Source organism: Nocardioides sp. cx-173 (assembly GCF_021117365.1).
Lineage (GTDB): Bacteria > Actinomycetota > Actinomycetes > Propionibacteriales > Nocardioidaceae > Nocardioides.
The window spans coordinates 1749857-1774331 of record NZ_CP088262.1 but is presented as its reverse complement, the minus strand read 5'-3'; the positions used below and the strand labels follow the sequence as shown (position 1 = coordinate 1774331).

Annotated in this window: 20 protein-coding genes and 1 tRNA gene; 4 read left to right on the top strand and 17 right to left on the bottom strand. The window is 71.2% G+C overall.

What is annotated here, in order from left to right; translation table 11 throughout:
* Entirely contained in the window at positions 1-783 is a 783-nt protein-coding gene (locus LQ940_RS08600; RefSeq protein ID WP_231244114.1) for a class I SAM-dependent methyltransferase, read from the top strand.
* 30 nt (positions 784-813) lie between these two features.
* Here LQ940_RS08600 and LQ940_RS08595 read toward each other — a convergent pair whose 3' ends face one another.
* The 6 genes from LQ940_RS08595 to polA all read right to left on the bottom strand — a co-directional run bounded on the left by LQ940_RS08595 (position 814) and on the right by polA (position 8518).
* Entirely contained in the window at positions 814-1896 is a 1083-nt protein-coding gene (locus tag LQ940_RS08595; protein WP_231244113.1) for a hypothetical protein, read from the bottom strand.
* A gap of 107 nt (positions 1897-2003) precedes the next feature.
* A complete protein-coding gene (locus tag LQ940_RS08590) occupies positions 2004-3029 on the bottom strand; it encodes an NAD-dependent epimerase/dehydratase family protein (RefSeq protein WP_231244112.1) in 1026 nt (341 codons plus the stop codon).
* Complete coding sequence (locus LQ940_RS08585) at positions 3026-4102, bottom strand: NAD-dependent epimerase/dehydratase family protein (RefSeq protein WP_231244111.1); 1077 nt, start codon at positions 4100-4102, stop codon at positions 3026-3028. The genes LQ940_RS08590 and LQ940_RS08585 overlap by 4 nt, the downstream gene beginning before the upstream one ends.
* On the bottom strand, positions 4099-5496 hold the full coding sequence (locus LQ940_RS08580) for an FAD-dependent oxidoreductase (protein ID WP_231244110.1): 1398 nt from the start codon (positions 5494-5496) through the stop codon (positions 4099-4101). The genes LQ940_RS08585 and LQ940_RS08580 overlap by 4 nt, the downstream gene beginning before the upstream one ends.
* Positions 5493-5831, bottom strand: a complete 339-nt coding sequence (locus tag LQ940_RS08575; protein ID WP_231244109.1) for a hypothetical protein — start codon at positions 5829-5831, stop codon at positions 5493-5495. Before LQ940_RS08575 ends, LQ940_RS08580 begins: the two co-directional genes overlap by 4 nt.
* The gene (gene polA / locus LQ940_RS08570; protein ID WP_231244108.1) at positions 5831-8518 is read right to left on the bottom strand and encodes a DNA polymerase I; all 2688 of its coding nucleotides are present in this window, start codon (positions 8516-8518) and stop codon (positions 5831-5833) included. The genes LQ940_RS08575 and polA overlap by 1 nt, the downstream gene beginning before the upstream one ends.
* A gap of 61 nt (positions 8519-8579) precedes the next feature.
* On the opposite strand from polA, the gene LQ940_RS08565 reads away from it, so the two are divergent.
* Positions 8580-9017 (top strand): PaaI family thioesterase, encoded by a 438-nt coding sequence (locus LQ940_RS08565; protein WP_231244107.1) that lies wholly within the window; start codon positions 8580-8582, stop codon positions 9015-9017.
* Between the two features lie 6 nt (positions 9018-9023).
* Here LQ940_RS08565 and LQ940_RS08560 read toward each other — a convergent pair whose 3' ends face one another.
* Positions 9024-9605: a GNAT family N-acetyltransferase gene (locus tag LQ940_RS08560; protein WP_231244106.1), complete on the bottom strand. Its 582-nt coding sequence runs from the start codon at positions 9603-9605 to the stop codon at positions 9024-9026.
* Positions 9606-9720: 115 nt separating this feature from the next.
* On the opposite strand from LQ940_RS08560, the gene LQ940_RS08555 reads away from it, so the two are divergent.
* The gene (locus LQ940_RS08555) at positions 9721-10467 is read left to right on the top strand and encodes a DUF554 domain-containing protein (RefSeq protein ID WP_231244105.1); all 747 of its coding nucleotides are present in this window, start codon (positions 9721-9723) and stop codon (positions 10465-10467) included.
* Between the two features lie 48 nt (positions 10468-10515).
* Here LQ940_RS08555 and LQ940_RS08550 read toward each other — a convergent pair whose 3' ends face one another.
* The 7 genes from LQ940_RS08550 to LQ940_RS08520 all read right to left on the bottom strand — a co-directional run bounded on the left by LQ940_RS08550 (position 10516) and on the right by LQ940_RS08520 (position 16566).
* The gene (locus LQ940_RS08550; protein ID WP_231244104.1) at positions 10516-11226 is read right to left on the bottom strand and encodes an ABC transporter ATP-binding protein; all 711 of its coding nucleotides are present in this window, start codon (positions 11224-11226) and stop codon (positions 10516-10518) included.
* Positions 11216-12109, bottom strand: a complete 894-nt coding sequence (locus LQ940_RS08545) for an ABC transporter ATP-binding protein (protein ID WP_231244103.1) — start codon at positions 12107-12109, stop codon at positions 11216-11218. The genes LQ940_RS08550 and LQ940_RS08545 overlap by 11 nt, the downstream gene beginning before the upstream one ends.
* A complete protein-coding gene (locus LQ940_RS08540; protein ID WP_231244102.1) occupies positions 12102-13271 on the bottom strand; it encodes a branched-chain amino acid ABC transporter permease in 1170 nt (389 codons plus the stop codon). The genes LQ940_RS08545 and LQ940_RS08540 overlap by 8 nt, the downstream gene beginning before the upstream one ends.
* Positions 13268-14290, bottom strand: a complete 1023-nt coding sequence (locus tag LQ940_RS08535; protein ID WP_231244101.1) for a branched-chain amino acid ABC transporter permease — start codon at positions 14288-14290, stop codon at positions 13268-13270. The genes LQ940_RS08540 and LQ940_RS08535 overlap by 4 nt, the downstream gene beginning before the upstream one ends.
* 107 nt (positions 14291-14397) lie before the next feature.
* Positions 14398-15519, bottom strand: a complete 1122-nt coding sequence (locus LQ940_RS08530; RefSeq protein WP_231244100.1) for a branched-chain amino acid ABC transporter substrate-binding protein — start codon at positions 15517-15519, stop codon at positions 14398-14400.
* 206 nt (positions 15520-15725) lie between these two features.
* A complete protein-coding gene (locus tag LQ940_RS08525; protein WP_269217239.1) occupies positions 15726-16343 on the bottom strand; it encodes an ANTAR domain-containing response regulator in 618 nt (205 codons plus the stop codon).
* 43 nt (positions 16344-16386) lie between these two features.
* On the bottom strand, positions 16387-16566 hold the full coding sequence (locus LQ940_RS08520) for a hypothetical protein (protein WP_231244099.1): 180 nt from the start codon (positions 16564-16566) through the stop codon (positions 16387-16389).
* A 105-nt stretch (positions 16567-16671) separates the two neighbouring features.
* Between LQ940_RS08520 and LQ940_RS08515 the strand changes: the two genes are divergently transcribed.
* Positions 16672-16744, top strand: a tRNA-Leu gene (locus LQ940_RS08515).
* A gap of 17 nt (positions 16745-16761) precedes the next feature.
* On the opposite strand, the gene pyk is transcribed toward LQ940_RS08515, so the two are convergent.
* From pyk to gltB, 3 genes are all read right to left on the bottom strand, one after another.
* On the bottom strand, positions 16762-18225 hold the full coding sequence (gene pyk, locus LQ940_RS08510; RefSeq protein ID WP_231244098.1) for a pyruvate kinase: 1464 nt from the start codon (positions 18223-18225) through the stop codon (positions 16762-16764).
* A gap of 108 nt (positions 18226-18333) precedes the next feature.
* Positions 18334-19803 (bottom strand): glutamate synthase subunit beta, encoded by a 1470-nt coding sequence (locus LQ940_RS08505; protein WP_231244097.1) that lies wholly within the window; start codon positions 19801-19803, stop codon positions 18334-18336.
* Positions 19796-24346, bottom strand: a complete 4551-nt coding sequence (gene gltB, locus LQ940_RS08500) for a glutamate synthase large subunit (RefSeq protein WP_231244096.1) — start codon at positions 24344-24346, stop codon at positions 19796-19798. The genes LQ940_RS08505 and gltB overlap by 8 nt, the downstream gene beginning before the upstream one ends.
* Between the last annotated feature and the right edge of the window lie 129 nt (positions 24347-24475).

The following is a 24475-nucleotide window of genomic DNA, read 5'->3' as shown; positions in this document are numbered from 1 at the left end:
GTGCGGACCCACGCACCGCCCCAGCACGGACTCTCCGGCCCGGTCCGCGACGGCGGGCAGCCGATGACCACGACCGTGGACGATGAGTCCTTCGCCAGCGCGTGGGCGGTCGCCGACCGGATCCCCGGGTGGCTCACCCGAGCCCAGGCCCGGCTGCTGTACGACGAGGCGCGGGCCCTCGCGCCGGGCGCGACCATGCTGGAGATCGGCAGCCACCAGGGCCGGTCCACGGTGGTGCTGGGCCAGGTGGCCAGCACCACCGGCGGCACCGTCATCGCCATCGACCCGTTCGTGGACGGTCGCCTCTTCGGCGGCGCGCCGACCAAGGCCAAGTTCCTCTCCCACCTCGCCGAGGCCGGCGTGCAGCACTCGGTCCGGCACGTGGAGGACTACTCCACCCAGGCCCGGCCGGGGTGGACCGAGGGCTTCGAGCTGCTCTACATCGATGGCAAGCACGACTTCTGGACCTTCAGCGACGACCTGCGCTGGCGAGCCTTCCTGCCACCGGACGCCGCGATCCTCGTGCACGACGCCTACTCGTCCATCGGCGTGACCCTGGGCATCCTGGCCCGGGTGCTGTTCGCCCGCGACCTCACCTACGTCCGGCGCGAAGGGTCGATGGCGCTGTTCCGTACGAGCCGTCCTAGGCTCACGGACCGGCTGCGGGTCGTAGGCGAGCTGCCGTGGTGGCTGCGCAACGTCGGCATCAAGGTGCTGCTGCGCCTGCGCCTGCGCCCCCTGGCTCGTCTGGTCGGGCACGACTCGCCGTACGACCCGTACTGAGCCGCACTGGGCCGTACTGGGGGCCGGAGGTCAGCCGAAGAACCGGTCGGCCAGCCCGGCGATCAGCCGGGCGTGCTCCCCGGCGTCGAACTCCTCCCGGCGGGTCCGCAGGGTCAGGGTCGTCGCGCTCCCGGTCGAGACCAGACCCACCGCCACCGAGCGCGGTCCGCTGAGGGCGGGGTACATCGCCACGGATGCCAGGTCCTCACCCTCGACGCCGCCCAGGTTGCTGAGCATGGCCGTCGCGCCCAGGCGGTTCTTGAGCAGGCGGACGACCAGCGGCGCGGCTCCCCCCGCGGAGGTCTCGGGAAAGTCCGGCTCCGGCCGGAGGTCCGCGATGGTGCGCGCCAGCATGGACCGGTCCGCTCCCTCCCGGCCAGGGCGCACGCGCAGCCGGAGATAGGCGGTCTGCCGGTCCGGCTGGGGGACCCCACTGGGCCGGCGCGACGCGCCGATCACGAGCACCGGGCGACGCCGCGAGCCCGTGGGCAGGTCGGCGTGCAGGGCGAGGACCGCCGCGGCGAGGTCGGCCGTGCCGCGCCCGACCCGGGGCCGCGTCACGGCGCTGAGGTCCTCCGGCTCGGGACCCGCTCCACCGCTACCCACGAATCGTGCGGGCGGAGCGACCAGGGCCTCCCCCAGCCGCCGCACGCTGGAGCCGATGAAGCCGTGCGGCGCGGCGCGCTCGCCGATGCCGCGCGCGCTGCTGCGCAGCTCGCGTCCCAGCGCCGCACCCGCCACGGCGAGCAGGCCCAAGCCGTCCACGGCGCCGTGGTGGGCGCCGATCAACATCCCCATGCCGTCGTCGGTCAGGGCGAGGCGCAGCAGTGGAGACGTCGGCCCGTAGGGCGCGGCAGCGACGTCGCGCCGAGCGTCGGCCCACTCCGAGTCGGGATGCCGGGTGATGACGGGCGCGACCCCGAGGTGGGGCCGACGCGCACACAGCCTCGCCACCCGCTCGGCCACCTCGCCCGCATGCTGCGGCCGGGTGAGTCGCGCCTCGAGACAGAGGCCCCACGTGGTGTCCGGGTCGCCGTACATCCCCACGACCTCCCGGGCCTCACGTACCGAGGGGGCCAAGGGGTCGCAACGCGTGGCGGGGGTGGAACGCACCAGTGCTACCTCGGTCGGGCGGGGGTCGAAGGACAGCACAACCTATCGCGAGGGCGGTCCGTCTCCGACCGCGCCCCGTCCGGGCGCGGACCGGCGCGCAAGCGCGCTCACAGCACCTGCTTGGCCAGTCGGAGCAGCCCCTGCTTGGCCGAGCGCCGGTGCGCCGACCCGCCGCTCTCCTCGCCTCGGTGCTCGAGGAACCAGTCGTAGGAGCTCTGGAACATGGCGTCGGTGGACCACTGCGCGCGCCAGCCGAGCTCCTCGACCGCCGGGGAGACGTCGAACCACAGGGACCGGCTGTACATGATCCAGTGGTAGGGAGCGAACGGGGTCAGGCCTAGGCGTGCGGACCACTCCATGGCCTTGGACGTCGGGCCGACCGGGAGGTGCCGCACCCGGGCGCCCGTGCCGGCGTACTGGCACAGGTGCCCGACGGCCTCGCCCATCGTGCCGAACTCCTGCGCCCCGATGTTGTAGACCGCCGCCCCCGGTCGACGAGCCGCCAGCAGGCAGGCCGAGGCGAGGTCCTCCGCGTGCACGAACTGGTAGACGTTGGTCCCGTCGCCGAGGATGGGCACCCCCGCACCGTCGGCGATCCAGTCGAAGAGGATGCCGAAGATCCCGAGCCGACCGTGACCCAGGATGGTGCGCGGCCTGACGACGGTGACGTCCAGGCCCCGGGTCACCGCCGCGCGGCAGAGCAGCTCCGCATCCAGCTTCGCCCGACCGTAGGCCTCCACGGGGCTCGGGACCGTCTCGCGGGTGACGGGGTTGCGCTCGGGCACCCCGAAGACGGCCGACGACGACGTGTGCACCACCTTGGCGACCGCCGCCTGCTCGCACTGGCGCAGGACCACCTCGGTGCCGCGGACGTTGACCGACTCGAACAGGTCGCGGTCGCGGGCCAACGGGACCTGGGCGACGTTGTGGAAGACCAGGTCGGCACCCCTCACCGCGGCACCGACCAGGTGCTCGTCGCGGACGTCACCGTGGAACAGCTGCACGTCGGAGGGACGATCCGGCGCGTCGATGATGTCGAGGACCCGCACCTCGAGGCCGGCGCGGAGGAGCTGGTCGACCAGGAGCGAGCCGAAGTAGCCGCTGCCGCCGGTGACCAGGGCCACCTGGCTCATCGGGGACTCCGTCTCGGCGCCACCGGGAGGTCGTGGTCGGCGCACCACCGCACGGCGCGCCGCATGCCCTCGGCCAGGTCCACCTGCGGCCGGTAGCCCAGCACGTCGACGGTCGCCGACACGTCGCAGGCGATGGTCTTGTCCATCTCCCCCAGGACGTGGAGCTGCTGGTGGTAGACGCCGCGGGCCTGGAGCGTGCCGTCGACCCGCTCCGCAAGCCGCCCGAGGAGCGCCGGCAGCCGCAGCTGCCGGCCGCGAGTGCGGTAGCCCTCCTCCTCGAGCACCCGCTGCACGGTCATGACGATCCTCTCCATGGTGTAGGGCTCGCGGTCGGCGACCCAGAAGGCCTGTCCCGAGACCTCGGGGTGGTGCTCGGCGAGGGCCACGCCTTGGACGAGGTTGTCGACGTAGGCCATCGACCGGACCTGCTGGCCGTCGCCCAGGACCGGGAACCGACCGGCCGCCACCATCGCGAAGAAGGTGGTCTGGCGCGCCGGCTGGAAGGGACCGTAGAACCACGGCGGGCGCACGACCACGGTGTCGAGGCGTCGGCTCGCGGCGGCGTCGAGGACGAGCCGCTCGGCCCTCATCTTGGACCGGCCGTAGCCCAGGTGAGGGCGGTACGGCTCGTGCTGACGGAACCGGTCGTCGGGTGTCGGGTTGACGCCGAACGCCGAGTTGGAGGACAGGTGGACCACCCGGCGGACCCCGGCGTGGGTGGCGGCCTCGAGCAGCGCCCGGGTGCCGCCGACGTTGACCCGCTCGAAGTCGGCCACCCGGGCGGGGTGGATGACTCCGGCGGCGTGGATGACCGAGGCCCCGGAGGCGTCGGCGAGGAGCCGTCCGGCGACGTCCGGATCGGCGAGGTCGCCGACGTGCACGACGGCGCGCGGCAGGACCTCCAAGATGTGCGGCACCTCGGCCGGCGAGGCGGCGAGCACGCGGACCTGACCGTCGCGGGCCACCGGGCCGTGCTCGGGGCGGGGACGCGCCACCGCGTCCAGGAAGGCACGACCGAACCACCCCGCTCCCCCGGTCACCACGGTGAGGTCAGCGGGTGCCCACGGCGTCATCCTGCACCTTCCAGCATCTGGTCGACGTTGCGGTGGGCGATGGCCATGAGCGTCCCCTGGGGGTTGATGCCGGGCGCACTCGGCAGCAGCGAGGCGTCGTTGACCCGGAGGTTGGCCACGCCGTGGACCCGACCGAAGGAGTCGGTCACGCCGCGCCGCCGGTCCTCGCCCATGGCGGCCGTGCCGCACAGGTGGACGGTCATCACCGAGGCGTTGCCGCGAGTCATCGCCCCTGCCGCGGAGGGCACCTGGTCCGCGTCGAGGACGCGCGGCGCCCCGACGTACGACGGCACCTGGACCCGGGCGCCCGCCGCGGCGAGCAGGAGCATCAGCCGCCCCAGCCCGGCCCGCAGTGCCGCGAGGTCACGGCGGGTCAGGGCGTAGGTCACGAGCGGGTCCTCGAACCCGGGGACCAGGCGGACCCGACCGCTGCCCTGGCCTCGGATCGAGGCGTAGTAGACCGACTGCCGGGGCCAGTCGGCCGGCAGGTCCCGATCGCGCTCCCACGTGCCGGAGAGACCGAGGGCGATCATGCCGGGCCGCCCCGCCGACCCGCCGAGCGTCAGCCCCGGGGCGAACTCCTTGACCTGGTAGGTGGCCAGGTCGGCCGGGTCGTTGACCTCGGCGTCGAAGTCGGCGAGCACCTTCACCGTCGGGTGCACCGAGAGCCCTCGCCCCACGTTGCGCCGGATGCCGCTGCGCAGCAGCAGGGCCGGGGTCTGGATGGCGCCGCCGCACACGACCACCTGGTCCGCCGAGACGACGCCCCGGTCGGTATGGACACCGGTGGCGCGTCCCCGCTCGAGGCGCAGTCGCAGTGCGCGGACCCGCGGTCGCACCTCCGCGCCTGCCGCGACCGCGTCGGCGAGGTAGGTGCGCAGCATGGTCTGGCGCGCGCCCTTGCCGCCCGCCTCGTCGGGGCGCTGCCACCGAGGGACGTCGAGTCCGTCCCAGCCGAGCGTCTCGGCCCCGCGACGCAGCACCTCGGACGCCGGGCTGAGCGGACCAGGCGCGGTGGCGACCGAGAGCCGCTCCTCGACGAGCGTGGACCACGGCGCGAGCTCGGCGGCGCCGAGGCCCTCGATCGCGTTGGTCCGGCTCCACTCGTCCAGGACGCCCGAGTCGGGACGGTGGTAGAGGCCGGAGTTGACCTCGCTGCCTCCCCCGACGCAGGAGGCCTCGGTGTAGGCCACCGGTGGGCGGCCCAGGGCGACCGTGAGGCCGCCGTGACGGTACTGGCGGCGCATCTGCTCCAGCGAGTAGGGCGCGACCTCCCCCGGCTCGACGTGGTCGCCCTCCTCCAGGACGACCACGCTCAGCCCGCGGCGCGCGCACTCGCGGGCCGTGACCGCACCGCCGGGACCCGAGCCGACGATCGCCACGTCGTAGCTCATCGCGCGTCCTCGAAGTGGATGACCAGCGCCACGCCGCGCACCAGGCGGAAGTACTCGGCCACCAGGGGCACCCGGCTCGCGGCCAGCCGCCGTACGACGTCGGCGCGCGCGTCGGCCCCCAGGCGGCCGTAGGGTCGCCGCCCGAGGACGCCGGCCCCGAGCGTGACCACGGTCTGGGCGAGGCGCACCCCGGCACGCGTGGCGTCGGGCAGGGACGCCAGATGACGTGCGGTGGCACGGCCCAGGAGATCGGCGTCCCGGCGAGGGAGGTCGGGCAGGTCCCCCACCATCAGGTCGCTGGTCAGGCTCGCGAGCCGCTGCGATCCTGAGGTCATCAGTGCGCCGCTTCGTGCCAGCTGTGGCCGGTGCCGACGGAGACGTCGAGCGGGACGGTGAGCTCGGCCGCCGAGCCCATCTGCTCGCGGACCAGGGCGTCCAGCCGCTCCCGCTCCCCGGTGGCGACCTCGAAGACGAGCTCGTCGTGGACCTGCAGCAGCATCCGGGAGCGCAGCCCGTCGGCCTCGAGGGCGCGCTGGACGTTGAGCATCGCGATCTTGATCAGGTCGGCGGCCGAGCCCTGGATCGGGGCGTTGAGCGCCATGCGCTCGGCCATCTCGCGGCGCTGCCGGTTGTCGCTGGTCAGGTCCGGCAGGTAGCGGCGGCGGCCCATGATGGTCTCGGTGTAACCGGTCTTGCGGGCCTCGTCGACGACGCCGCCGAGGTAGTCGCGGATCCCGCCGAAGGTCTCGAAGTACTCATCCATGAGGCCGCGCGCCTCGGCCGGCTCGATGCCCAGCTGCTGGGAGAGCCCGAAGGCCGAGAGCCCGTAGGCCAGGCCGTAGTTCATCGCCTTGATCTTGGCGCGCATCTCGACCGTGACGTCGTCGGCGGGCACGTCGAAGACCCGGGCCGCAGTGATCGAGTGGAAGTCGCGGCCCGAGCGGAACGCCTCGATGAGGAGCTCGTCCTCGGAGAGGTGGGCCATGATCCGCATCTCGATCTGGCTGTAGTCGGCCGTCATCAGGCACTCGTAGCCGTCGCCGACGACGAACGCCTCCCGGATCCGGCGGCCCTCCTCGGTGCGGACCGGGATGTTCTGCAGGTTGGGGTCGGTGCTGGACAGGCGCCCGGTCGCCGCGATCGTCTGGTTGAAGGTGGTGTGGATCCGCCCGTCGGGGGCCACCGTCTTCAGCAGCCCCTCGATGGTCTGGCGCAGCCGGATCACGTCGCGGTGGCGCAGCAGGTGCTCGAGGAAGGGGTGCTCGGTCTTGACGTACAGCGCCTGCAGGGCGTCGGCGTCGGTGGTGTAGCCGGTCTTGGTGCGCTTGGTCTTGGGCATGTCGAGCTCGTCGAAGAGCACCACCTGCAGCTGCTTGGGAGAGCCGAGGTTGATCTCCTTGCCGATGGCGTCGTAGGCCGCCTGCGCGGCCTTGCGCACCTCGGTGTCGAACTCGCTCTGCAGGGCCTCGAGGTGACCGTTGTCGACCGCGATCCCGGTCTGCTCCATGAGGGTGAGCAGCTCGACCAGCGGCAGCTCCATGTCGGCCAGCAGCCGGGTGCCGCCGTGCTCCTCGATCGCGGCGTCGAGCGCCTCGGCGAGCTCGAGTACGGCGCGCGCGTGCAGCATCGCGGTGGTGGCGACGACGTCACCGCCCTCGACGTCGTCGAAGAGCGCGTCCTGCTCGGGCTCCTGCTCCTGGCGCAGCTCGCGGCGCAGGTAGCGCACGGTGAGGTCGGAGAGGTCGTAGGAGCGCTGGTCGGGGCGCACCAGGTAGGCCGCCAGGGCCGTGTCGGAGGCGACGCCGTGCAGCTCCCAGCCGTGGGCGGCCAACGCCAGCGCCGGGCCCTTGGCGTCGTGGAGCACCTTGGGGCGGTCGCGGTCGGCCAGCCACGAGGCCAGCGCCGCGTCGTCCTCGGGGGTCAGCTTGGCGACGTCGACGTAGGCCGCCTTGTCGGCGCCGGTGGCCAGCGCCAGGCCCTCCACCCGGCCGGTCCCGGCGCCCCAGGCGCCGCGCACGTGCAGGCCCACCCGGTCGGTGCCGAGCTCGCCGAGCCAGGGCGCGACCGCGCCCGGCTCCAGGACGTCGCCGACCAGGTCGAAGCCCGGCCCGTCGACCTCCTCCTCGGACTCGAGGGTCTCGAAGAGCCGGTCGCGCAGCACCCGGAACTCCAGGCCGTCGAAGAGCGTGTGCACCTCGGTGCGGTCCCACGGGCGGATGGCCAGGTCGGTCGGGGTGAGCTCGAGGTCCAGGTCGGTCACCAGGCGGTTGAGCTGACGGTTGCGCATCACGTCGCCCAGGTGCGCGCGCAGCGACTCGCCCTTCTTGCCGGTGATCTCGTCGGCGTGCAGGATCACGTTGTCGAGACCGTCGTACTGGTTGATCCACTTGGCGGCGTAGCCCACGCCGACGCCCGGCACGCCGGGCAGGTTGTCGGAGGTCTCCCCCACCAGCGCCGCGATCTCGGGATAGCGCTCGGGCGGGACGCCGTACTTGTCCTGGACCCACGCCGGCGTCATGCGGGCGAGGTCGGAGACCCCGCGCATGGGGTAGAGCACGGTCGAGTCGTCGGTGACGAGCTGGATGGAGTCGCGGTCGCCGGTGAGGATGAGGACCTCCATGCCGTCGGCCAGGGCCTGCGTGGCGAGCGTCGCGATGATGTCGTCGGCCTCGAAGCCGTCCTTCTTCAGGAACGGGATGCGCAGCGCCTGCAGCACCTCCTCGATCAGCGGCAGCTGGCTGCTGAACTCCGTGGGCGTCTTGTTGCGGCCGGCCTTGTAGTCGGCGTACTCGGCGAGGCGGAAGGTCTGGCGCGAGACGTCGAAGGCGACCGCGAGGTGGGTCGGCTTCTCGTCGCGCAGCACGTTGATGAGCATCGAGGTGAAGCCGTAGACGGCGTTGGTGTGCTGCCCGGTGGTGGTCGAGAAGTTCTCGACAGGGAGCGCGAAGAAGGCGCGGTAGGCCAACGAGTGGCCGTCGAGCAGCAGCAGGCGCGGACGGTCGGTCTTGGCAGCGTCAGGCACGCCCGCGACTCTATCCGTGACCACCGACCCGGTGCGGCGGGCGGTCGGCCACAATGTGCGCATGAGCGACCACCAGCCGACCGAGATGCCTGTCGAGGAGTTCCTCGCCCAGATGCCCATGGGTGCGCTGAACGAGAGGATGGGCATCGAGCTGCTCGAGGTGTCCTCCGAGCGCGTCGTCGCCACCATGCCGGTCGAGGGCAACACCCAGCCCTACGGCCTGCTGCACGGCGGTGCCTCCGTGGTCCTCGCCGAGAGCCTGGGCTCGATCGGCTCGGCGATCCACGCCCACCCCGACCGGGTGGCCGTGGGCATCGACATCAACGCCACCCATCACCGCTCTGCGACCTCGGGGGTGGTCACCGGGGTCGCGACGCCGATCCACCTGGGGCGCACCTCGGCGTGCTTCGAGGTGGTCATCACCGACGAGCGCGGCAAGCGCGTGTGCACCTCGCGCATCACCTGCGCCCTGGTGCCGGCCGAGCGCCTCGGGCGGTAGTCCGCGCTAGCGCGGCTCGGGTGCGTCGAAGACCTGGGCCCGGCGCATCGAGCGGCGCGCGGCGAGCACGCGGGTGAGCTGACGCCCGTTGCCGGCCAGCGCGGGGCGCTGCGCCGTGAGCTTGGCTCGTACGGCGGCCGTGGGCGCCAGCCGCAGCGTGGCATGGGGGCCGAGGGCCAGCCGCGCCATGAAGCGGTTGGCGTCGCGCGAGCCGGAGGTCGCGGCGGTCGCGACGTGGGCCACCCCCAGCTCCTCCGCGAAGCCGACCGCACACTCCATGAGCGCCCGGCCGATGCCGTGGCGGCGGTACTGCGGGAAGACGTGCGGCGAGACGGCCTGCACGGTCTGCTCGAGGTTGAGGGCGGAGAGCGGCGCCACGCGCAGCAGGATCGCCCCCGCGAGCCGACCGTCGTACTCGGCCACGATCAGGCGCTGCTCGGGCGAGGCGCTCGCGCCCTTGATGATCAGCTCGAGGTCGGCCTCCTGATCCTGCCGGTCGGCACGGCGAAGTCCGTCGGCCCAGAGCTCGACCAGAACGGGCGCATCCGGGAGCTCCGCCTCGCGAAGCGACACCAACGACCGACTCATGTCTCGCCTCCCCGGGCCATGGAAAACCTTGGACTGCGACCGCGCGTCCCACCATCCGCGTGCACGATCAGCCCGAAGACTACGCTCAGGCCGCGCACCTGCACAGAGGAGTCCCGTGATCCCTGGAATCGGCACCGCCGTCAACGTCGTCACCGTGCTGGTCGGCACGGTGCTGGGTCGGCTGCTGGGCAACCGGCTCCCGGTGCGCACCCGCGACCTGGTCACCGACGCGTTGGGGCTGGTCACGCTGCTGATCGCGGCCACCTCGGCCGTCGCCGTGCTCGACCCGGCCCTGTCGGTCCGCGTCGGCGACAGCGCCCCGATGCTCATCGTGCTGGGCTCCCTGGTGCTGGGCGGCATCGTCGGGTCGCTGCTGCGCCTCGAGCAGCGGGTGGAGTCGCTCGGCGGCTGGCTGCAGCGCCGGCTGTCCGGCGAGACCGGCTCGGCGGAGCGGCACCGCTTCATCGAGGGCTTCGTCGTCGCCTCGCTGCTCTTCTGCACCGGCCCCCTGACGATCCTGGGGTCGTTGAACGACGGCCTGGGCAACGGCGCCGACCAGCTGTTCCTCAAGTCCACCCTGGACGGCTTCGCGGCCATCGCCTTCGCCTCCGCGTTCGGCTGGGGCGTGGCGGCCGCGGCGATCACGGTGTTCGTCGTGCAGGGTGCGCTGACCGTGGTGGGCATGCTGCTCGGCGACGTCCTCCCCGACGCCGAGCTCGCCGCGATCACCGCGACCGGCGGGCTGCTGCTGGTCGGCGTGGCCCTGCGCCTGCTGCGGATCCGGGAGATCCCGGTCGCCGACCTGCTCCCCGCGCTGCTCGTCGCGCCGGCGCTCGTGGCCCTGGCCGCCGCCCTGCACTGACGGGGCACTGACGGGGCACTGACGGGGCACTGACGGCCGGGCGGTGCCTCAGGCGACGCCCAGGTAGGCCTCGCGGATGCTGGGGTCGTCGAGCAGGCTGGCGCCGGAGCCGGACTTCACGATGTTGCCGGTCTCGAGCACGTAGGCGCGGTCGGCACGCGACAGCGCCTGCTTGGCGTTCTGCTCGACCACCAGGATCGTCGTGCCCTGCTCCGCGATCTCGCTGATGATCGAGAAGATCTGCTGGATCAGCATCGGCGCGAGGCCCATGGAGGGCTCATCGAGGCACAGCAGCTTGGGCCTGGCCATGAGCGCGCGGCCGATGGCGAGCATCTGCTGCTCGCCCCCCGACATCGTGCCGGCGATCTGCTTCTTGCGCTCGTCGAGCCTCGGGAAGAGGCCGAAGACGCGCTCGAAGTCCTTGCCGATCTCGGCCTTGTCGCGCCGGGTGTAGGCGCCCATGTCGAGGTTCTCGACCACGGACATGCCGGGGAAGATGCCGCGGCCCTCCGGCGCCAGGCACAGCCCCTTGCGCACCCGCTGGTCCGCGCGGAGCCGGGTGATGTCCTCGCCTTGGAAGACGATCCTTCCGGACTGGATCCCGCGCACGCCGGAGACCGCCCGCATGGTCGAGGTCTTGCCGGCGCCGTTGGCGCCGATGAGGGCGACGACCTCGCCCTCGTCGACCTGCAGGCTCAGGCCGTGGAGGGCCTCGATCTTCCCGTAGGCCAGGACCACGTCCTCCAGCTCAAGCAACATCGTCGGGCTCTCCTAGGTAGGCGGCGATGACCTTGGGGCTGCGGGCCACCTCGGCGGGCAGGCCGTCGGCGATCTTGGTGCCGAACTCCAGCACCACGATCCGGTCGGTGACCCCCATGACCAGCTTCATGTCGTGCTCGATGAGGAGCACGGTCAGCCCGCGGTCGCGGATCCGGCGGATGAGGGCCATGAGGTCCTCCTTCTCCGCGGGGTTGAACCCGGCCGCCGGCTCGTCGAGGCAGAGCAGCTTGGGGTCGGTGGCCATGGCGCGTGCGATCTCGAGGCGCCGCTGGTAGCCGTAGGGCAGGTTGCGGGCGAGCTCGTGCGCGCGGTCGGCGATGCCGACGAAGCGCAGCAGGTCCATGGCCTTGATCCGGCCCTCGCGCTCCTCGTACATGTGCCGGCTGATCCCGGCGGCCCGCTCCCACGCGTGCTTGACGCGGTTCTCGGAGTACAGCTCCTCGGGCGCGCCGAACACGCGACGCAGGCGGAACAGCGCGCCGAGCACGCTGGTCTTGTGCTCCGCGTCGCAGCCGACCATGACGTTCTCGAGGGCGCTCATCTCCGGGAACAGGCGGATGTTCTGGAACGTCCGCGCCACACCGAGCTTGTTGATCTTGTGGCTCTTGATGCCCGAGATCTTGGTGCCGTCGAAGTCGACCTGCCCCGACGTGGGCTTGTAGACGCCGGTCATCACGTTGAAGCACGTGGTCTTGCCGGCGCCGTTGGGTCCGATCAGGCCGAGGATCTCTCCGCGGCGGATCTCGAAGTCCACGTCGTTGAGCGCCACCACACCGCCGAAGCGCAGGGTGACGTGGTTGACGTGCAGGAGCACATCCTGCTCGACGACGGGCTCCAGGGTGGTCCAGGTCTGCTCAGGCATCGGTGGCCGCCTCCTCTGCCTCGATCTTGCGGTCTCGGAACTCGGCAGCGCGTCTGCGACTGGGGACCAGGCCCTGGGGCCGGAAGATCATCACCAGGACCAGCGCCAGCCCGAACGCGAACGGGCGCCACTCCTGGAAGTCGCGGAAGCGCTCCGGGAGGTAGGTGATCAGGAAGGCGCCCAGCAGCGCCCCGACCATGTTGCCCGAGCCGCCGATGACGACCATGGCGACGAACAGGAACGACAGGTTCAGCTGGAAGTCGTTGGGCGTGATGGCGGTCTGGTGGCTGGCGAACAGCATGCCCGCGATGGCACCGAGCATGGCGCCGATGACGAAGGCCCACAGCTTGTACTTCAGCGCCGGGACACCCATGATCGCCGCCGCGTCCTCGTCCTCACGGATCGCCAGCCAGGCGCGGCCGACGCGGCTGTTCTCCAGGCGACGGACCAGGATGATCAGCAGGAACAGCACCGCGAGGGCCAGCCAGTACCAGTAGTGGTGGTCGAGCCGGTTGAACAGGTCGACCTCGCGGCCGTACTCGTTGACCACCTGCGGTCCCGGCGGGGACGGGATCTGCACGATGCCCTGCGAGCCGCCCGAGACGTCGCTGACGTTGCGCAGCACGATCCGGATGATCTCGCCGAAGCCCATCGTGACGATGGCGAGGTAGTCGCCGCGCAGCCGCAGGGTCGGGGCGCCGAGGATCAGCCCGGCCATGAGGGCGAAGGCCAGGGCGATCGGGATGCAGGCCACGAACGGCACGGCCCAGCCCTCGGAGAACCCGAACTCCCTGACCATCCACTGGGTGACGGGCGAGGAGGGCGAGCCGAAGATGGCCACCGAGTAGGCGCCGACGGCGTAGAAGCCGATGTAGCCGAGGTCGAGCAGGCCGGCCAGCCCGATCACGACGTTGAGGCCGACCGCGACGATCATGTAGATGACGATCTGGAACAGCACGGCGTCCCACGAGGAGCCGCGGCTGGTGAGGTCGGTGCGGACCTGGGCGAACGGCAGCAGCTGCAGGAACGGCAGGTAGACCAGGAACGCGATGCCGGCCGCGATGAGCACGGCCTTCGTGACCTCGCGGGTGAGGCGCGGCAGCCCGCGCCACCTCTCCTTGACGCCCTGCAGGCCGCCGGAGGCTGTGGTGAGTACGTTCATGCGCGCGCCTTCCCCAGCGATTCGCCCAAGATGCCTGTCGGCCGGACCATCAGCACCGCGATCAGCAGGATGAACGCGGTGACGTCGGCCCAGTTGGAGGTGAACAGCGTCGAGGCGTAGACCTCGACCACCCCGAGGAGCAGCCCGCCCAGGAGCGCTCCGCGCAGGTTGCCGATCCCCCCGAGGACCGCGGCCGTGAAGGCCTTGATGCCGATCAGGAAGCCGACGTTGAACTTCGTGATGTCGAACTGCATCGTGTAGAGCAGCGCGGCCACGCCGGCCATCGCGCCACCCAGGATGAAGACCAGCATGAAGACCCGGTCCTGGTTGACCCCCATGAGGGCGGCGGTGTCGGGGTCCTGGGCGACCGCCCGGACGCCGCGACCCAGCCGGGAGCGGTTGACGAAGACGTCCAGCGCGACCATCATCCCGACCGCGCCGAGGAAGATGATCAGCTGCAGGTTGGTGATCGTGATCGCGTCGGTGGTCAGCAGGCTGCCGTTCGGGCCGATCAGCTGCTCGGTCTTCACGAGCGAGGGGATGCTGATGGTCTTGCGACCGAAGGGCTCGCCGAAGATGGCGTGCAGGACCTGGCCGAACACCTCGAGCAGCACCAGCGAGCAGCCGATCGCGGTGATCAGGAAGATGAGGGGCGGGGCGTTCTTCTTGCGCAGCGGGCGGTAGGCGATCCGCTCGACGGCGAGCGCCGTGCCGGCGGAGGCCAGCATCGCCCCGATCAGCGCGATCAGCGTCGCGAGGACGACGAAGCCCAGCCCGTCGCCCTCGGCCGCGCCGATGAGCGTGTAGACGCCCAGGACCGCCCAGGTGCCCACCATGAACACCTCGGAGTGGGCGAAGTTGATCAGCCGCATGACGCCGTAGACCAGCGTGTAGCCGAGCGCCACCAGCGCGTAGATGGCGCCGCGGGTCAGGCCGTCGACCGTGTGGTCCGGCAGGTCGCTGAACAGGTTGTCCCACGCCACCAGCGGCACCACCAGGGCACCGAGTTGTTCAAGCAACGGAATGCTCCTTGGTAGGGGTCACGCCGCCGGCCGGGCCGGGGCGACGAGGCAGAGACGGGGGCGGCCGAGCCGTGCTCGGCCGCCCCTGTCAGTCACTGCGTGACTCAGTCGAGCGAGATCTCCTGGTCGGGCACCAGGGCGTCGCCCTGCACCTTGTAGGCCCAGATGACCACGTTCTCGACGGCGATGTCGCCCTTGTCGTCGAACGCCAGGGTCTTGGTCAGGCCCTCGGCGTCGTAGCCGTCGACGAACTCCTCGACGGCGCCGCGGTCGGTGGCGCCGTCCTTGATCGCCTCGAGGAAGATCGTCATGGCGTCGTAGCCCTCGGCGGCGTACGCGCCGGGCTGCTCACCGAACTCCGTCTCGTAGTCGGCGTAGAAGGTGTCGCCCTCCTCGATCGGGACGCACGGGCAGGTGACGATGGCACCCTCGCCCGCGGCACCGGCCGCCTTCGGGAAGTCGGCGCCGTAGACGCCGTCGGGGAAGACCACGGGGACCTCGATGCCGGCGTCGCGGATCTGCTTGATCAGCGGTGCGGCCTCGGCGATGTAGCCGGCGTAGAAGATGGCGTCCGCGCCCGCGCCCTCGATCTTGGAGATCGTGGCGGAGAACTCGGTCTGCTCGACCTGGGTCTTGTCCGACCCGGCGACCAGGTCGCCCAGCTCCTCGGTGACCTTCTCGGCCAGCGGCTCGCCGTAGGCCTCGGAGTTGTCGATCACGAAGACCTTCTTGCCGCCCAGCGCGTCGGAGAGGTACTTCGCCACCGCGGCGCCCTGCACCTCGTCGTAGCCCACGACCCGGTGGAACACCTCGGCCGGGTCCTCGGTGGTGAGGTCGGTGGCCGTGGCGGACTGGCTGATCATGGTCACGCCGGCCTCGTCGAAGATGCCCTTGGTCGCGCGGGTCTCACCCGAGAACGCGCCACCGATCACACCGAGGAACTCGGGGTCGTCGGCGATCTGGCTGGCCAGCGGCGTCGCCTTGGTGGCGTCGCCCTCGCTGTCGAACTCGACCAGCTCGACCTTGCAGTCGTCGTTCTCCTCGAGGAACTGCGTGAGCGCCAGCTTGGCGCCGTTGACCGAAGGGATGACGATGCTGGAGTTGGGACCGGACAGCGCCCCCATCACGCCGATCTTGCCTGCGCACTCGTCGCCGCCGCCCTCGGCCTCGTCGTTGGTGTCCGCGCTCCCGCACGCCGACAGGACCAGCGCCAGGCTCGCAGCCACAGCCCCCAGCCCGACTACCTTGTTTCGCCTCAAGACCTTCTACCTCTCGTCAGGTCCCCGGCCGACTACCGAAGACGCAGAGTGTCGGGGCAGCGGACCCCACGGTCCCGGTCCCCCGGTGCGGAAACGTACACCGATCGGGAGTGATGCGTAAGACACTTCACCAATGGCTGCCGAATCATCACTAATCCGTTATGGAGCGGTGTTCAGCCTCGATCGGTCCCATCGAGCCCCGGACCGTGCTCGACGACTCCTTCCGCCACCTGGCGCATCGAGAGGCGAAGATCCATCGCGGTCTTCTGGATCCAGCGGAAGGCGTCCGGCTCGGAGATGCTCAGCTGCTCCTGCAGGATGCCCTTCGCGCGGTCCACGGCCTTGCGCGTCTCGAGCCGCTCGGAGAGGTCGGCGACCTCCGTCTCCAGCTGGCTGAGCTCGGCGAAGCGGCTCACCGCCATCTCGATGGCGGGCACCAGGTCGGACTTGTTGAACGGCTTGACCAGGTAGGCCATGGCGCCGGCGTCCCTGGCGCGCTCCACCAGGTCGCGCTGCGAGAACGCCGTCAGGATGACCACCGGCGCGATCCGCCGCCCGGCGATCGCCTCCGCCGCCGCGATCCCGTCGAGCACGGGCATCTTCACGTCGAGGATGACCAGGTCAGGTCGGTGCTCCTCGGCGAGCTCTATCGCGCGCGCTCCGTCACCGGCCTGGCCGACCACGGAGTAGCCCTCCTCGGTCAACATCTCCGCGAGGTCCATGCGGATCAGCGTCTCGTCCTCGGCGATCACGACGGTGCGGCGGGTGGGGCTCGTGTCAGGCTCGGTCACCCCGCCAGGCTAGTGGCCCCTCACCCGGGCCCCACCCGGCGGCTCAGCCTCCGGTCGCGCTTCGCGCGGGGACCCGAGCGCCGTACGACGAGACGCGGGCGGCGAGGTAGAGCTCCACCTCGACCTGCTCCAGGCGCCGGCGACTGCACAGGGTGGTCGCGAGGCGTGCGTTCTCCACCGCGCGGGCGTTGCTGCGCAACCCGAGCTCCCAGGGCTTCCACATGTCCGACCTCCGACCGACCGACGATGTGACCAAACTATAGTTAGTTGATCGACTTTGTCCAGGGCGAGGAGGGCCGGACCGATCGGCTAGGGTTTCCGCCGGTCAGCCCCGGTAGTCCAACGGCAGAGACAGTGGTCTCAAACACCATCCAGTGTGGGTTCGAATCCCACCCGGGGCACCTTCCTCCCCGTCGAGCTAGCCCTGGCTGTAGTAGGCCGGCGCCACCCGGTTGATCGCGTCACCCATGCGGTGGATGCGCAGCGCGTTGGTGGAGCCGGGGATGCCCGGCGGGGCGCCGGCGATGATGACCACCAGGTCGCCCTCCTCGACCCGGCCGATCTGCAGCAGCTGCTCGTCGACCTGGCGCACCATCTCGTCGGTGTGGGAGACCCGGGACGTCTTGAAAGTCTCGATGCCCCACGACAGCGACAGCTGCGAGCGGACCCGGGCCTCGGGGGTGAACGCCAGGATCGGGATCGGACCGCGCAGCCGCGACATCCGGCGCGCGGAGTCGCCCGACTGCGTGAACGCCACGACGTACTTGGCCTCGACGCGCTCGGCGACCTCCTCGGCCGCCTTGGCGATGACCCCGCCACGGGTGTGCGGGTCCCACTCGATCTTCTCGAACTGTCCGAACTGCCGCGGCTCGAGCGCGTGCTGCTCGGTCGCGGTGATGATCCGCGCCATCGTCTCCACGACGTGGATGGGGTGCTCCCCCACGCTCGTCTCGCCCGACAGCATCACGGCGTCCGCCCCGTCGAGCACCGCGTTGGCGACATCGCTGGTCTCCGCGCGCGTCGGCGAGGGGCTGGTGATCATGGACTCCAGCATCTGGGTCGCCACGATCACCGGCTTGGCGTTGCGGCGGGCCTTCTCGATGATCTGCTTCTGCAGGAACGGCACGTCCTCGAGCGGACACTCCACGCCCAGGTCGCCACGCGCCACCATGAACCCGTCGAAGGCGGCCACGATCTCGTCGAGGTTGTCGATGGCCTGCGGCTTCTCGATCTTGGCGATGACCGGCAGCCACACCCCGACCTCGTCCATGACGCGCCGCACGTCCTCGACGTCCGCCGCGCTGCGTACGAAACTGAGGGCGATGAAGTCGACGCTCAGGCCCAGGGCGAAGCGCAGGTCCTCGATGTCCTTCTCGGACAGTGCCGGCACCGAGACCGCCACCCCGGGCAGGTTGATGCCCTTGTTGTTGCTGACCTTGCCGCCCACCAGCACGTCGGTGGTGACGTCGGTGTCGTCGACGCCGGTGACCCGGAGCCGGACCTTGCCGTCGTCGATGAGGATCGGGTCGCCGATGCTCACGTCGCCGGGAAGGCCCTTGTACGTCGTCCCGCAGATCGTCGCGTCACCCGGCACGTCGCGGGTGGTGATCGTCCACTGCTGGCCGCGGCGCAGCGTGACCGGACCGTCGGCGAACGTCTCCAGGCGGATCTTGGGGCCCTGCAGGTCCGCGAAGATACCGACCCCGTGCCCGCTGGCGTCGGCCGCCTCGCGCACCAGCCGGTAGGCCTCGGCGTGGTCGGCGTGACTGCCGTGGCTCATGTTCAGCCGCGCGACGTCCATGCCGGCATAGACGAGCTCGCGGATCCGTCGTTCTGAGTTGGTGGCAGGGCCGAGGGTGCACACGATCTTCGCTCTTCGCACTCCCCCACTCTACCGAGGAATTAGAACGATCCAACCCCCGAATCACCCAGGGCCGCCCTCGCGCCGACCGCTGACCCGTCAGAAAGTTTCTGACGGGTCAGCGGTGGGTCAGACGACGAGGGGGCGGGCGGTGGGCGGGATCGGGGCCGGGAGGGCCGTGGATCCGGTGAGGAAGGTGTCGACGGCGGCGGCCGCGGCGCGCCCCTCAGCGATGGCCCACACGATCAGCGACTGACCGCGCCCGGCGTCGCCGGCCACGAAGACCCCCGGCACCGAGCTCATGTAGCTGCCGTCGCGCGCGACGTTGCCGCGGGCGTCGAGGTCGACGCCGAGCTGCTCGACCAGGCCGGGCTTCTCGGGGCCGACGAAGCCCATGGCGAACAGCACCAGCTCCGCGGGGATCTCCCGCTCGGTGCCCTCGATCTCGGTCAGCTTGCCGCCTTCGAAGACCACGTCGACGAGGCGCAGCGCGCGCACGTTGCCGTCCTCGTCACCGAGGAACTCCTGCGTGGACACTGCGTAGACCCGCTCCCCCGCCTCCTCGTGGGCCGAGGAGACCCGGAAGGTCATCGGGTACGTCGGCCACGGCTGGCCCTCGGGGCGCTCGTGGGGCGGCTCAGGCATGATCTCGAGCTGCGTGATCGAGGCGGCGCCCTGCCGCGTCGAGGTGCCGAGGCAGTCGGCGCCGGTGTCGCCGCCGCCGATGATGACCACGTGCTTGCCGTCGGCGCGGATCTGGCCCTCCACCTGCTCGCCCAGCGCGACCCGGTTGGCCTGCGGGAGGAACTCCATCGCCTGGTGGATGCCGCCCAGCTCGCGGCCGGGGACCGGCAGGTCGCGGGCCTCGGTCGAGCCCATGGCCAGCACCACGGCGTCGTAGCGCTCGCGCAGCGAGTCGCCGGTCAGGACGTCCCCGCCGACGTCGACACCGGCCCGGAAGACGGTGCCCTCACGCTTCATCTGCTCGACGCGCCGGTCGAGGTGCTTCTTCTCCATCTTGAACTCGGGGATGCCGTAGCGCAGCAGCCCGCCGACCTTGTCGGCCCGCTCGTAGACGGCCACGGTGTGGCCGGCCCGGGTCAGCTGCTGGGCGGCCGCGAGGCCGGCCGGTCCGGAGCCGATCACCGCGACCGTGCGGCCCGAGAGCCACTCCGGCGGCTGCGGGCGGACGAAGCCGGACTCCCACGCCTTGTCGATGATCGAGACCTCGACGTTCTTGATCGTCACCGGGTCCTGGTTGATGCCCAGGACGCACGCGGTCTCGCACGGCGCCGGGCACAGGCGCCCGGTGAACTCCGGGAAGTTGTTGGTCGCGTGCAGGCGCTCGATCGCACCCTCCCAGTCGTCGCGCCAGACCAGGTCGTTCCACTCGGGGATGATGTTGCCCAGCGGGCAGCCCTGGTGGCAGAACGGGATGCCACAGTCCATGCAGCGGCCGGCCTGCTCGGTGATGATCGGCAGCAGCGCGCGGCCCATCCCGCCGGGGTAGACCTCGTTCCAGTCGTGCACGCGCTCCTCGACCGGGCGGCGCTCCGCGACCTCGCGGCCGTGCTTGAGGAACCCTTTGGGGTCAGCCATGGAGTGCCTCCATCATCTTGTGGGCGGTCTCGTTCTCGTCGAGCCCGTCGGCCTCGGCCTTCGCCTTGGCCTCGAGCACGATGCGGTAGTCGCGGGGCATGACCTCGGTGAACCTGGTCAGCGAGGAGGCCCAGTCGGCCAGCAGCTCCTCGGCCACCGGCGAGCCGGTCTCCTCGAGGTGCCGGCGCACCAGCTGCTCGAGCTCGACCGCAGCCTCGCCCGTGACCGGGCCCAACTCGACCAGCTCCCGGTTGACCCGGAACTCCTTGAGGTCCAGCACCCAGGCGATGCCGCCCGACATGCCGGCCCCGAAGTTGCGACCGGTCTTGCCGAGCACGACCACCCGGCCGCCGGTCATGTACTCGCAGCCGTGGTCGCCCACACCCTCGGTGACCAGGCGCGCGCCGGAGTTGCGGACGGCGAACCGCTCGCCGACCCCGCCGCGCAGGAAGATCTCGCCACTGGTCGCGCCGTAGGCGATGGTGTTGCCGGCGATGATCTGCTCGTTGCTGTGGAACGTCGCCGCCCGGTCCGGCCGGACGACGATCCGCCCGCCCGAGAGCCCCTTGCCGACGTAGTCGTTGGCGTCGCCCTCGAGCCGGAGCGTGATGCCCGGCGGCACGAAGGCGCCGAAGGACTGGCCGGCCGAGCCCACGAAGGTGAGGTCGATGGTGCCGTCGGGGAGCCCCGCGCCGCCGTACTTCTTGGTGACCTCGTGGCCGAGGATCGTGCCGACGGTGCGGTGGACGTTGCGGATCGCCACCTGGGCCCGCACCGGCTCGCCGTGCTGGAGCGCCGGCTGCGCCAGCGGCACCAGCTCGGTGACGTCCAGCGACCGGTCCAGACCGTGGTCCTGGGCCTTGGTGTGGCGCAGGTCCTGGTCGGGGAAGGCGCTGGTGTCGGGCGCGTGCAGGATCGGGCTCAGGTCCAGCCCCGACGCCTTCCAGTGCTCGACCGCCTGGACCGTGTCGAGCGCCCCGACCTGGCCGATCGCCTCCTCCACGCTGCGGAAGCCCAGCTCAGCGAGGAGCTCGCGGACCTCCTCGGCGATGTAGGTGAAGAAGTTGACGACGTACTCGGCCTTGCCGGAGAAGCGCTCGCGCAGGACGGGGTTCTGCGTGGCCACGCCCACCGGGCAGGTGTCGAGGTGGCAGACCCGCATGAGGATGCAGCCCGACACCACGAGCGGCGCGGTGGCGAAGCCGAACTCCTCGGCGCCCAGGAGCGCGGCCACGACGACGTCGCGACCAGTCTTGAGCTGGCCGTCGGTCTGGACGACGATCCGGTCGCGCAGCCCGTTGAGCAGCAGCGTCTGCTGGGTCTCCGCGAGGCCGAGCTCCCAGGGGCCGCCCGCGTGCTTCAGGGAGGTCAGCGGCGACGCGCCGGTGCCGCCGTCGTGACCGGAGATCAGCACGACGTCCGCGTGCGCCTTGGAGACGCCCGCCGCGACCGTGCCGACGCCGACCTCGGAGACCAGCTTCACGTGGACCCGCGCCGCCGGGTTGGCGTTCTTGAGGTCGTGGATCAGCTGGGCGAGATCCTCGATCGAGTAGATGTCGTGGTGCGGCGGCGGGCTGATCAGGCCGACCCCCGGCGTGGAGTGCCGGGTCCGGGCCACCCAGGGGTAGACCTTGTTGCCGGGCAGCTGGCCGCCCTCGCCGGGCTTGGCGCCCTGCGCCATCTTGATCTGGATGTCATCGGCGTTGGTGAGGTACTCCGAGGTGACGCCGAAGCGGCCGGAGGCGACCTGCTTGATCGAGCTGCGCCGCTCCGGGTCGTAGAGACGGTCGGGGTCCTCACCGCCCTCGCCGGTGTTGGACTTGCCGCCCAGCCGGTTCATGGCGATCGCGAGGGTCTCGTGCGCCTCCTTGCTGATCGAGCCGTAGGACATCGCCCCGGTCGAGAAGCGCTTGACGATCTCCGAGACCGGCTCGACCTCGTCGATGGGGACCGGCGTACGGCCGGTGCTCGCGGCGTCCTTGAAGCGGAACAGCCCGCGCAGCGTCATCAGCCGGCTCGACTGGTCGTCGACCGCGGCGGTGTACTGCTTGAAGATGTCGTAGCGGCCGGTGCGGGTCGCGTGCTGGAGCCGGAAGACGGTCTCGGGGTCGAAGAGGTGCGGCTCGCCGTCGCGGCGCCACTGGTACTCGCCGCCGGTCTCGAGCTCGCGGTGACCCGGCAGGATCCCGCCGCGCGGGTAGGCGCGGGCGTGGCGGCGCGCGACCTCCTCCGCGACGGTGTCGAGCCCGATGCCGCCCAGCTTGCTGGTGGTCCCGGTGAAGTACCGCTCGACGAGGTCCTGCGACAGGCCGACGGCCTCGAAGATCTGCGCCCCCGTGTAGGACGCGACGGTGGAGACGCCCATCTTGGACATCACCTTCAAGACGCCCTTGCCCAGGGCCTTGACCAGGTGCGCCACGGCCTGCTCGGGCTCGACCTTGACGTAGTAGCCCTCGCGGGCGAGGTCCTCGACGGACTCCATGGCGAGGTAGGGGTTGACCGCGGCCGCGCCGTAGCCGACGAGGAGCGCGACGTGGTGGACCTCGCGGACGTCGCCGGCCTCGACCAGCAGCCCGACCTGGGTGCGGGTCTTCTCGCGCACCAGGTGGTGGTGCACGGCGGAGGTGAGCAGCAGCGACGGGATCGGCGCCAGCTCGGCGGTGGAGTGCCGGTCGGAGAGCACGATGATGCGTGCGCCCTCGGCGATCGCCGCGGACACCTCGGCGCAGATCTCCTCGATCCGGTGCGCCAGCGCGCCGCCGCCGCCCTCGACCTCGTAGAGCCCGCGCGACACATGGGTGATGAAGCCCGGCATGTCGCCGTCGCGGTTGATGTGGCGGATCTTGGCCAGGTCGTCGTTGGAGATGACCGGGAACGGCAGCACCACCTGGCGACACGACGCCGGGGTCGGGTCCAGGAGGTTGGCCTCGGGGCCGATGGTGCCGTTGAGCGAGGTGACGAGCTCCTCGCGGATCGCGTCCAGCGGCGGGTTCGTGACCTGCGCGAAGAGCTGGCTGAAGTAGTCGAACAGCAGCCGGGGCTTGTCGCTCAGCGCCGCGATCGGGGTGTCGGTGCCCATGGAGCCGAGCGGCTCGCCGCCGGTGTTGGCCATCGGGGTCAGCAGGATGCGCAGCTCCTCCTCGGTGTAGCCGAAGATCTGCTGGCGGCGCGTCACCGACGCGTGGGTGTGGATGATGTGCTCGCGCTCGGGGATGTCGTTGAGGTGGATCAGGCCCGCGTGCAGCCACTCGCCGTAGGGGTGCTCGGAGGCGAGCTCGGCCTTGATCTCCTCGTCCTCGATGATCCGGTGCTCGTCGGTGTCGACGAGGAACATCCGGCCCGGCTGCAGCCGGCCCTTGCGCACGATGCTGGCGGGGTCGAGGTCCAGGACGCCGACCTCGGAGGCCAGCACGACCAGGCCGTCGTCGGTGACCCAGTAGCGCGAGGGGCGCAGCCCGTTGCGGTCCAGGACGGCGCCGATCTGCGCACCGTCGGTGAACACCACGCACGCGGGGCCGTCCCAGGGCTCCATGAGGGCGGAGTGGAAGGAGTAGAAGTCGCGCCGCTTGGCGTCCATCTCGGTGTGGTTCTCCCACGCCTCGGGGATCATCATCAGCACCGAGTGCGGCAGCGAGCGACCGCCCATGTGCAGCAGCTCGAGGACCTCGTCGAAGGAGGCCGAGTCCGACGCCCCGGTGGTCACGATCGGGAAGATCCGCTCGAGGTCGCCGGGGATCAGGTCCGAGGACAGCAGCGCCTCGCGGGCGCGCATCCAGTTGCGGTTGCCCATGACCGTGTTGATCTCGCCGTTGTGCGCGATGAACCGGAACGGGTGCGACAGCGGCCAGCTCGGGAAGGTGTTGGTGGAGAAGCGCGAGTGCACGACCGCGAGGGCCGAGGCGACCCGCTCGTCGAGCAGGTCGGGGTAGAAGCCGTCGAGCTGCTCGGTGGTGAGCATGCCCTTGTAGGCCAGGGTCCGCGAGGACAGCGAGGGGAAGTAGACGTCGGCGTCCCGCTCGGCACGCTTGCGCAGGCAGTAGGCCATGCGCTCCAGCGACATGCCCGTGACCCGCTGGCGGGCGCCGGCGACGAAGAGCTGCTGGAACGACGGCATGACGCCCAGCGCGGTGGCGCCGAGGATCGAGGGGTCGGTCGGGACGTCGCGCCACCCGAGGACCGCGAGGCCCTCCTCCTCGGCGAGCGCCTCGATGCGGGCGCGGGTCTGGGCCACGTGCGCGTCGTCGCCCTGCAGGAACGCCGTGCCGACGGCGTACGCGTTGGCCGGCGGGAGCTCGAAGCCGACGACCGCGCGCAGGAACGCGTCGGGCACCTGCATGAGGATGCCGGCGCCGTCGCCGGAGTTGGGCTCGGCACCCGCGGCACCGCGGTGCTCGAGGTTGCGAAGGGCGGTCAGTGCCTTCGCCACGATGTCGTGGCTGGCCTCCCCGGTGAGAGTCGCCACGAACGCGACGCCGCAGGCGTCCTTCTCGTGGCGAGGGTCGTAGAGACCCTGGGGCGGCGGGAACGCGTGCGAGTAAGGCACTGGGTTCTCCCGTCGTCGTGTGCAGGGGTGACCCTGGAGTACCACTGCACTGCTGGGCGCTAGGGACGACGTTGGCCCACGCGGCGGAGTCGTCAGATTACCATCCGGTTACGTGGTCGCGTCAGCCAC

What these genes read in the sequence shown, in the direction of transcription:
- LQ940_RS08590 (WP_231244112.1), bottom strand. Translation starts at nt 3,029, where the DNA reads ATGAGCCAGGTGGCCCTGGTCACCGGCGGCAGCGGCTACTTCGGCTCG.
- LQ940_RS08585 (WP_231244111.1), bottom strand. Translation starts at nt 4,102, where the DNA reads ATGACGCCGTGGGCACCCGCTGACCTCACCGTGGTGACCGGGGGAGCG.
- LQ940_RS08580 (WP_231244110.1), bottom strand. Translation starts at nt 5,496, where the DNA reads ATGAGCTACGACGTGGCGATCGTCGGCTCGGGTCCCGGCGGTGCGGTC.
- LQ940_RS08575 (WP_231244109.1), bottom strand. Translation starts at nt 5,831, where the DNA reads ATGACCTCAGGATCGCAGCGGCTCGCGAGCCTGACCAGCGACCTGATG.
- LQ940_RS08565 (WP_231244107.1), top strand. Translation starts at nt 8,580, where the DNA reads ATGAGCGACCACCAGCCGACCGAGATGCCTGTCGAGGAGTTCCTCGCC.
- LQ940_RS08560 (WP_231244106.1), bottom strand. Translation starts at nt 9,605, where the DNA reads ATGAGTCGGTCGTTGGTGTCGCTTCGCGAGGCGGAGCTCCCGGATGCG.
- LQ940_RS08550 (WP_231244104.1), bottom strand. Translation starts at nt 11,226, where the DNA reads ATGTTGCTTGAGCTGGAGGACGTGGTCCTGGCCTACGGGAAGATCGAG.
- LQ940_RS08545 (WP_231244103.1), bottom strand. Translation starts at nt 12,109, where the DNA reads ATGCCTGAGCAGACCTGGACCACCCTGGAGCCCGTCGTCGAGCAGGAT.
- LQ940_RS08540 (WP_231244102.1), bottom strand. Translation starts at nt 13,271, where the DNA reads ATGAACGTACTCACCACAGCCTCCGGCGGCCTGCAGGGCGTCAAGGAG.
- LQ940_RS08520 (WP_231244099.1), bottom strand. Translation starts at nt 16,566, where the DNA reads ATGTGGAAGCCCTGGGAGCTCGGGTTGCGCAGCAACGCCCGCGCGGTG.
- LQ940_RS08505 (WP_231244097.1), bottom strand. Translation starts at nt 19,803, where the DNA reads ATGGCTGACCCCAAAGGGTTCCTCAAGCACGGCCGCGAGGTCGCGGAG.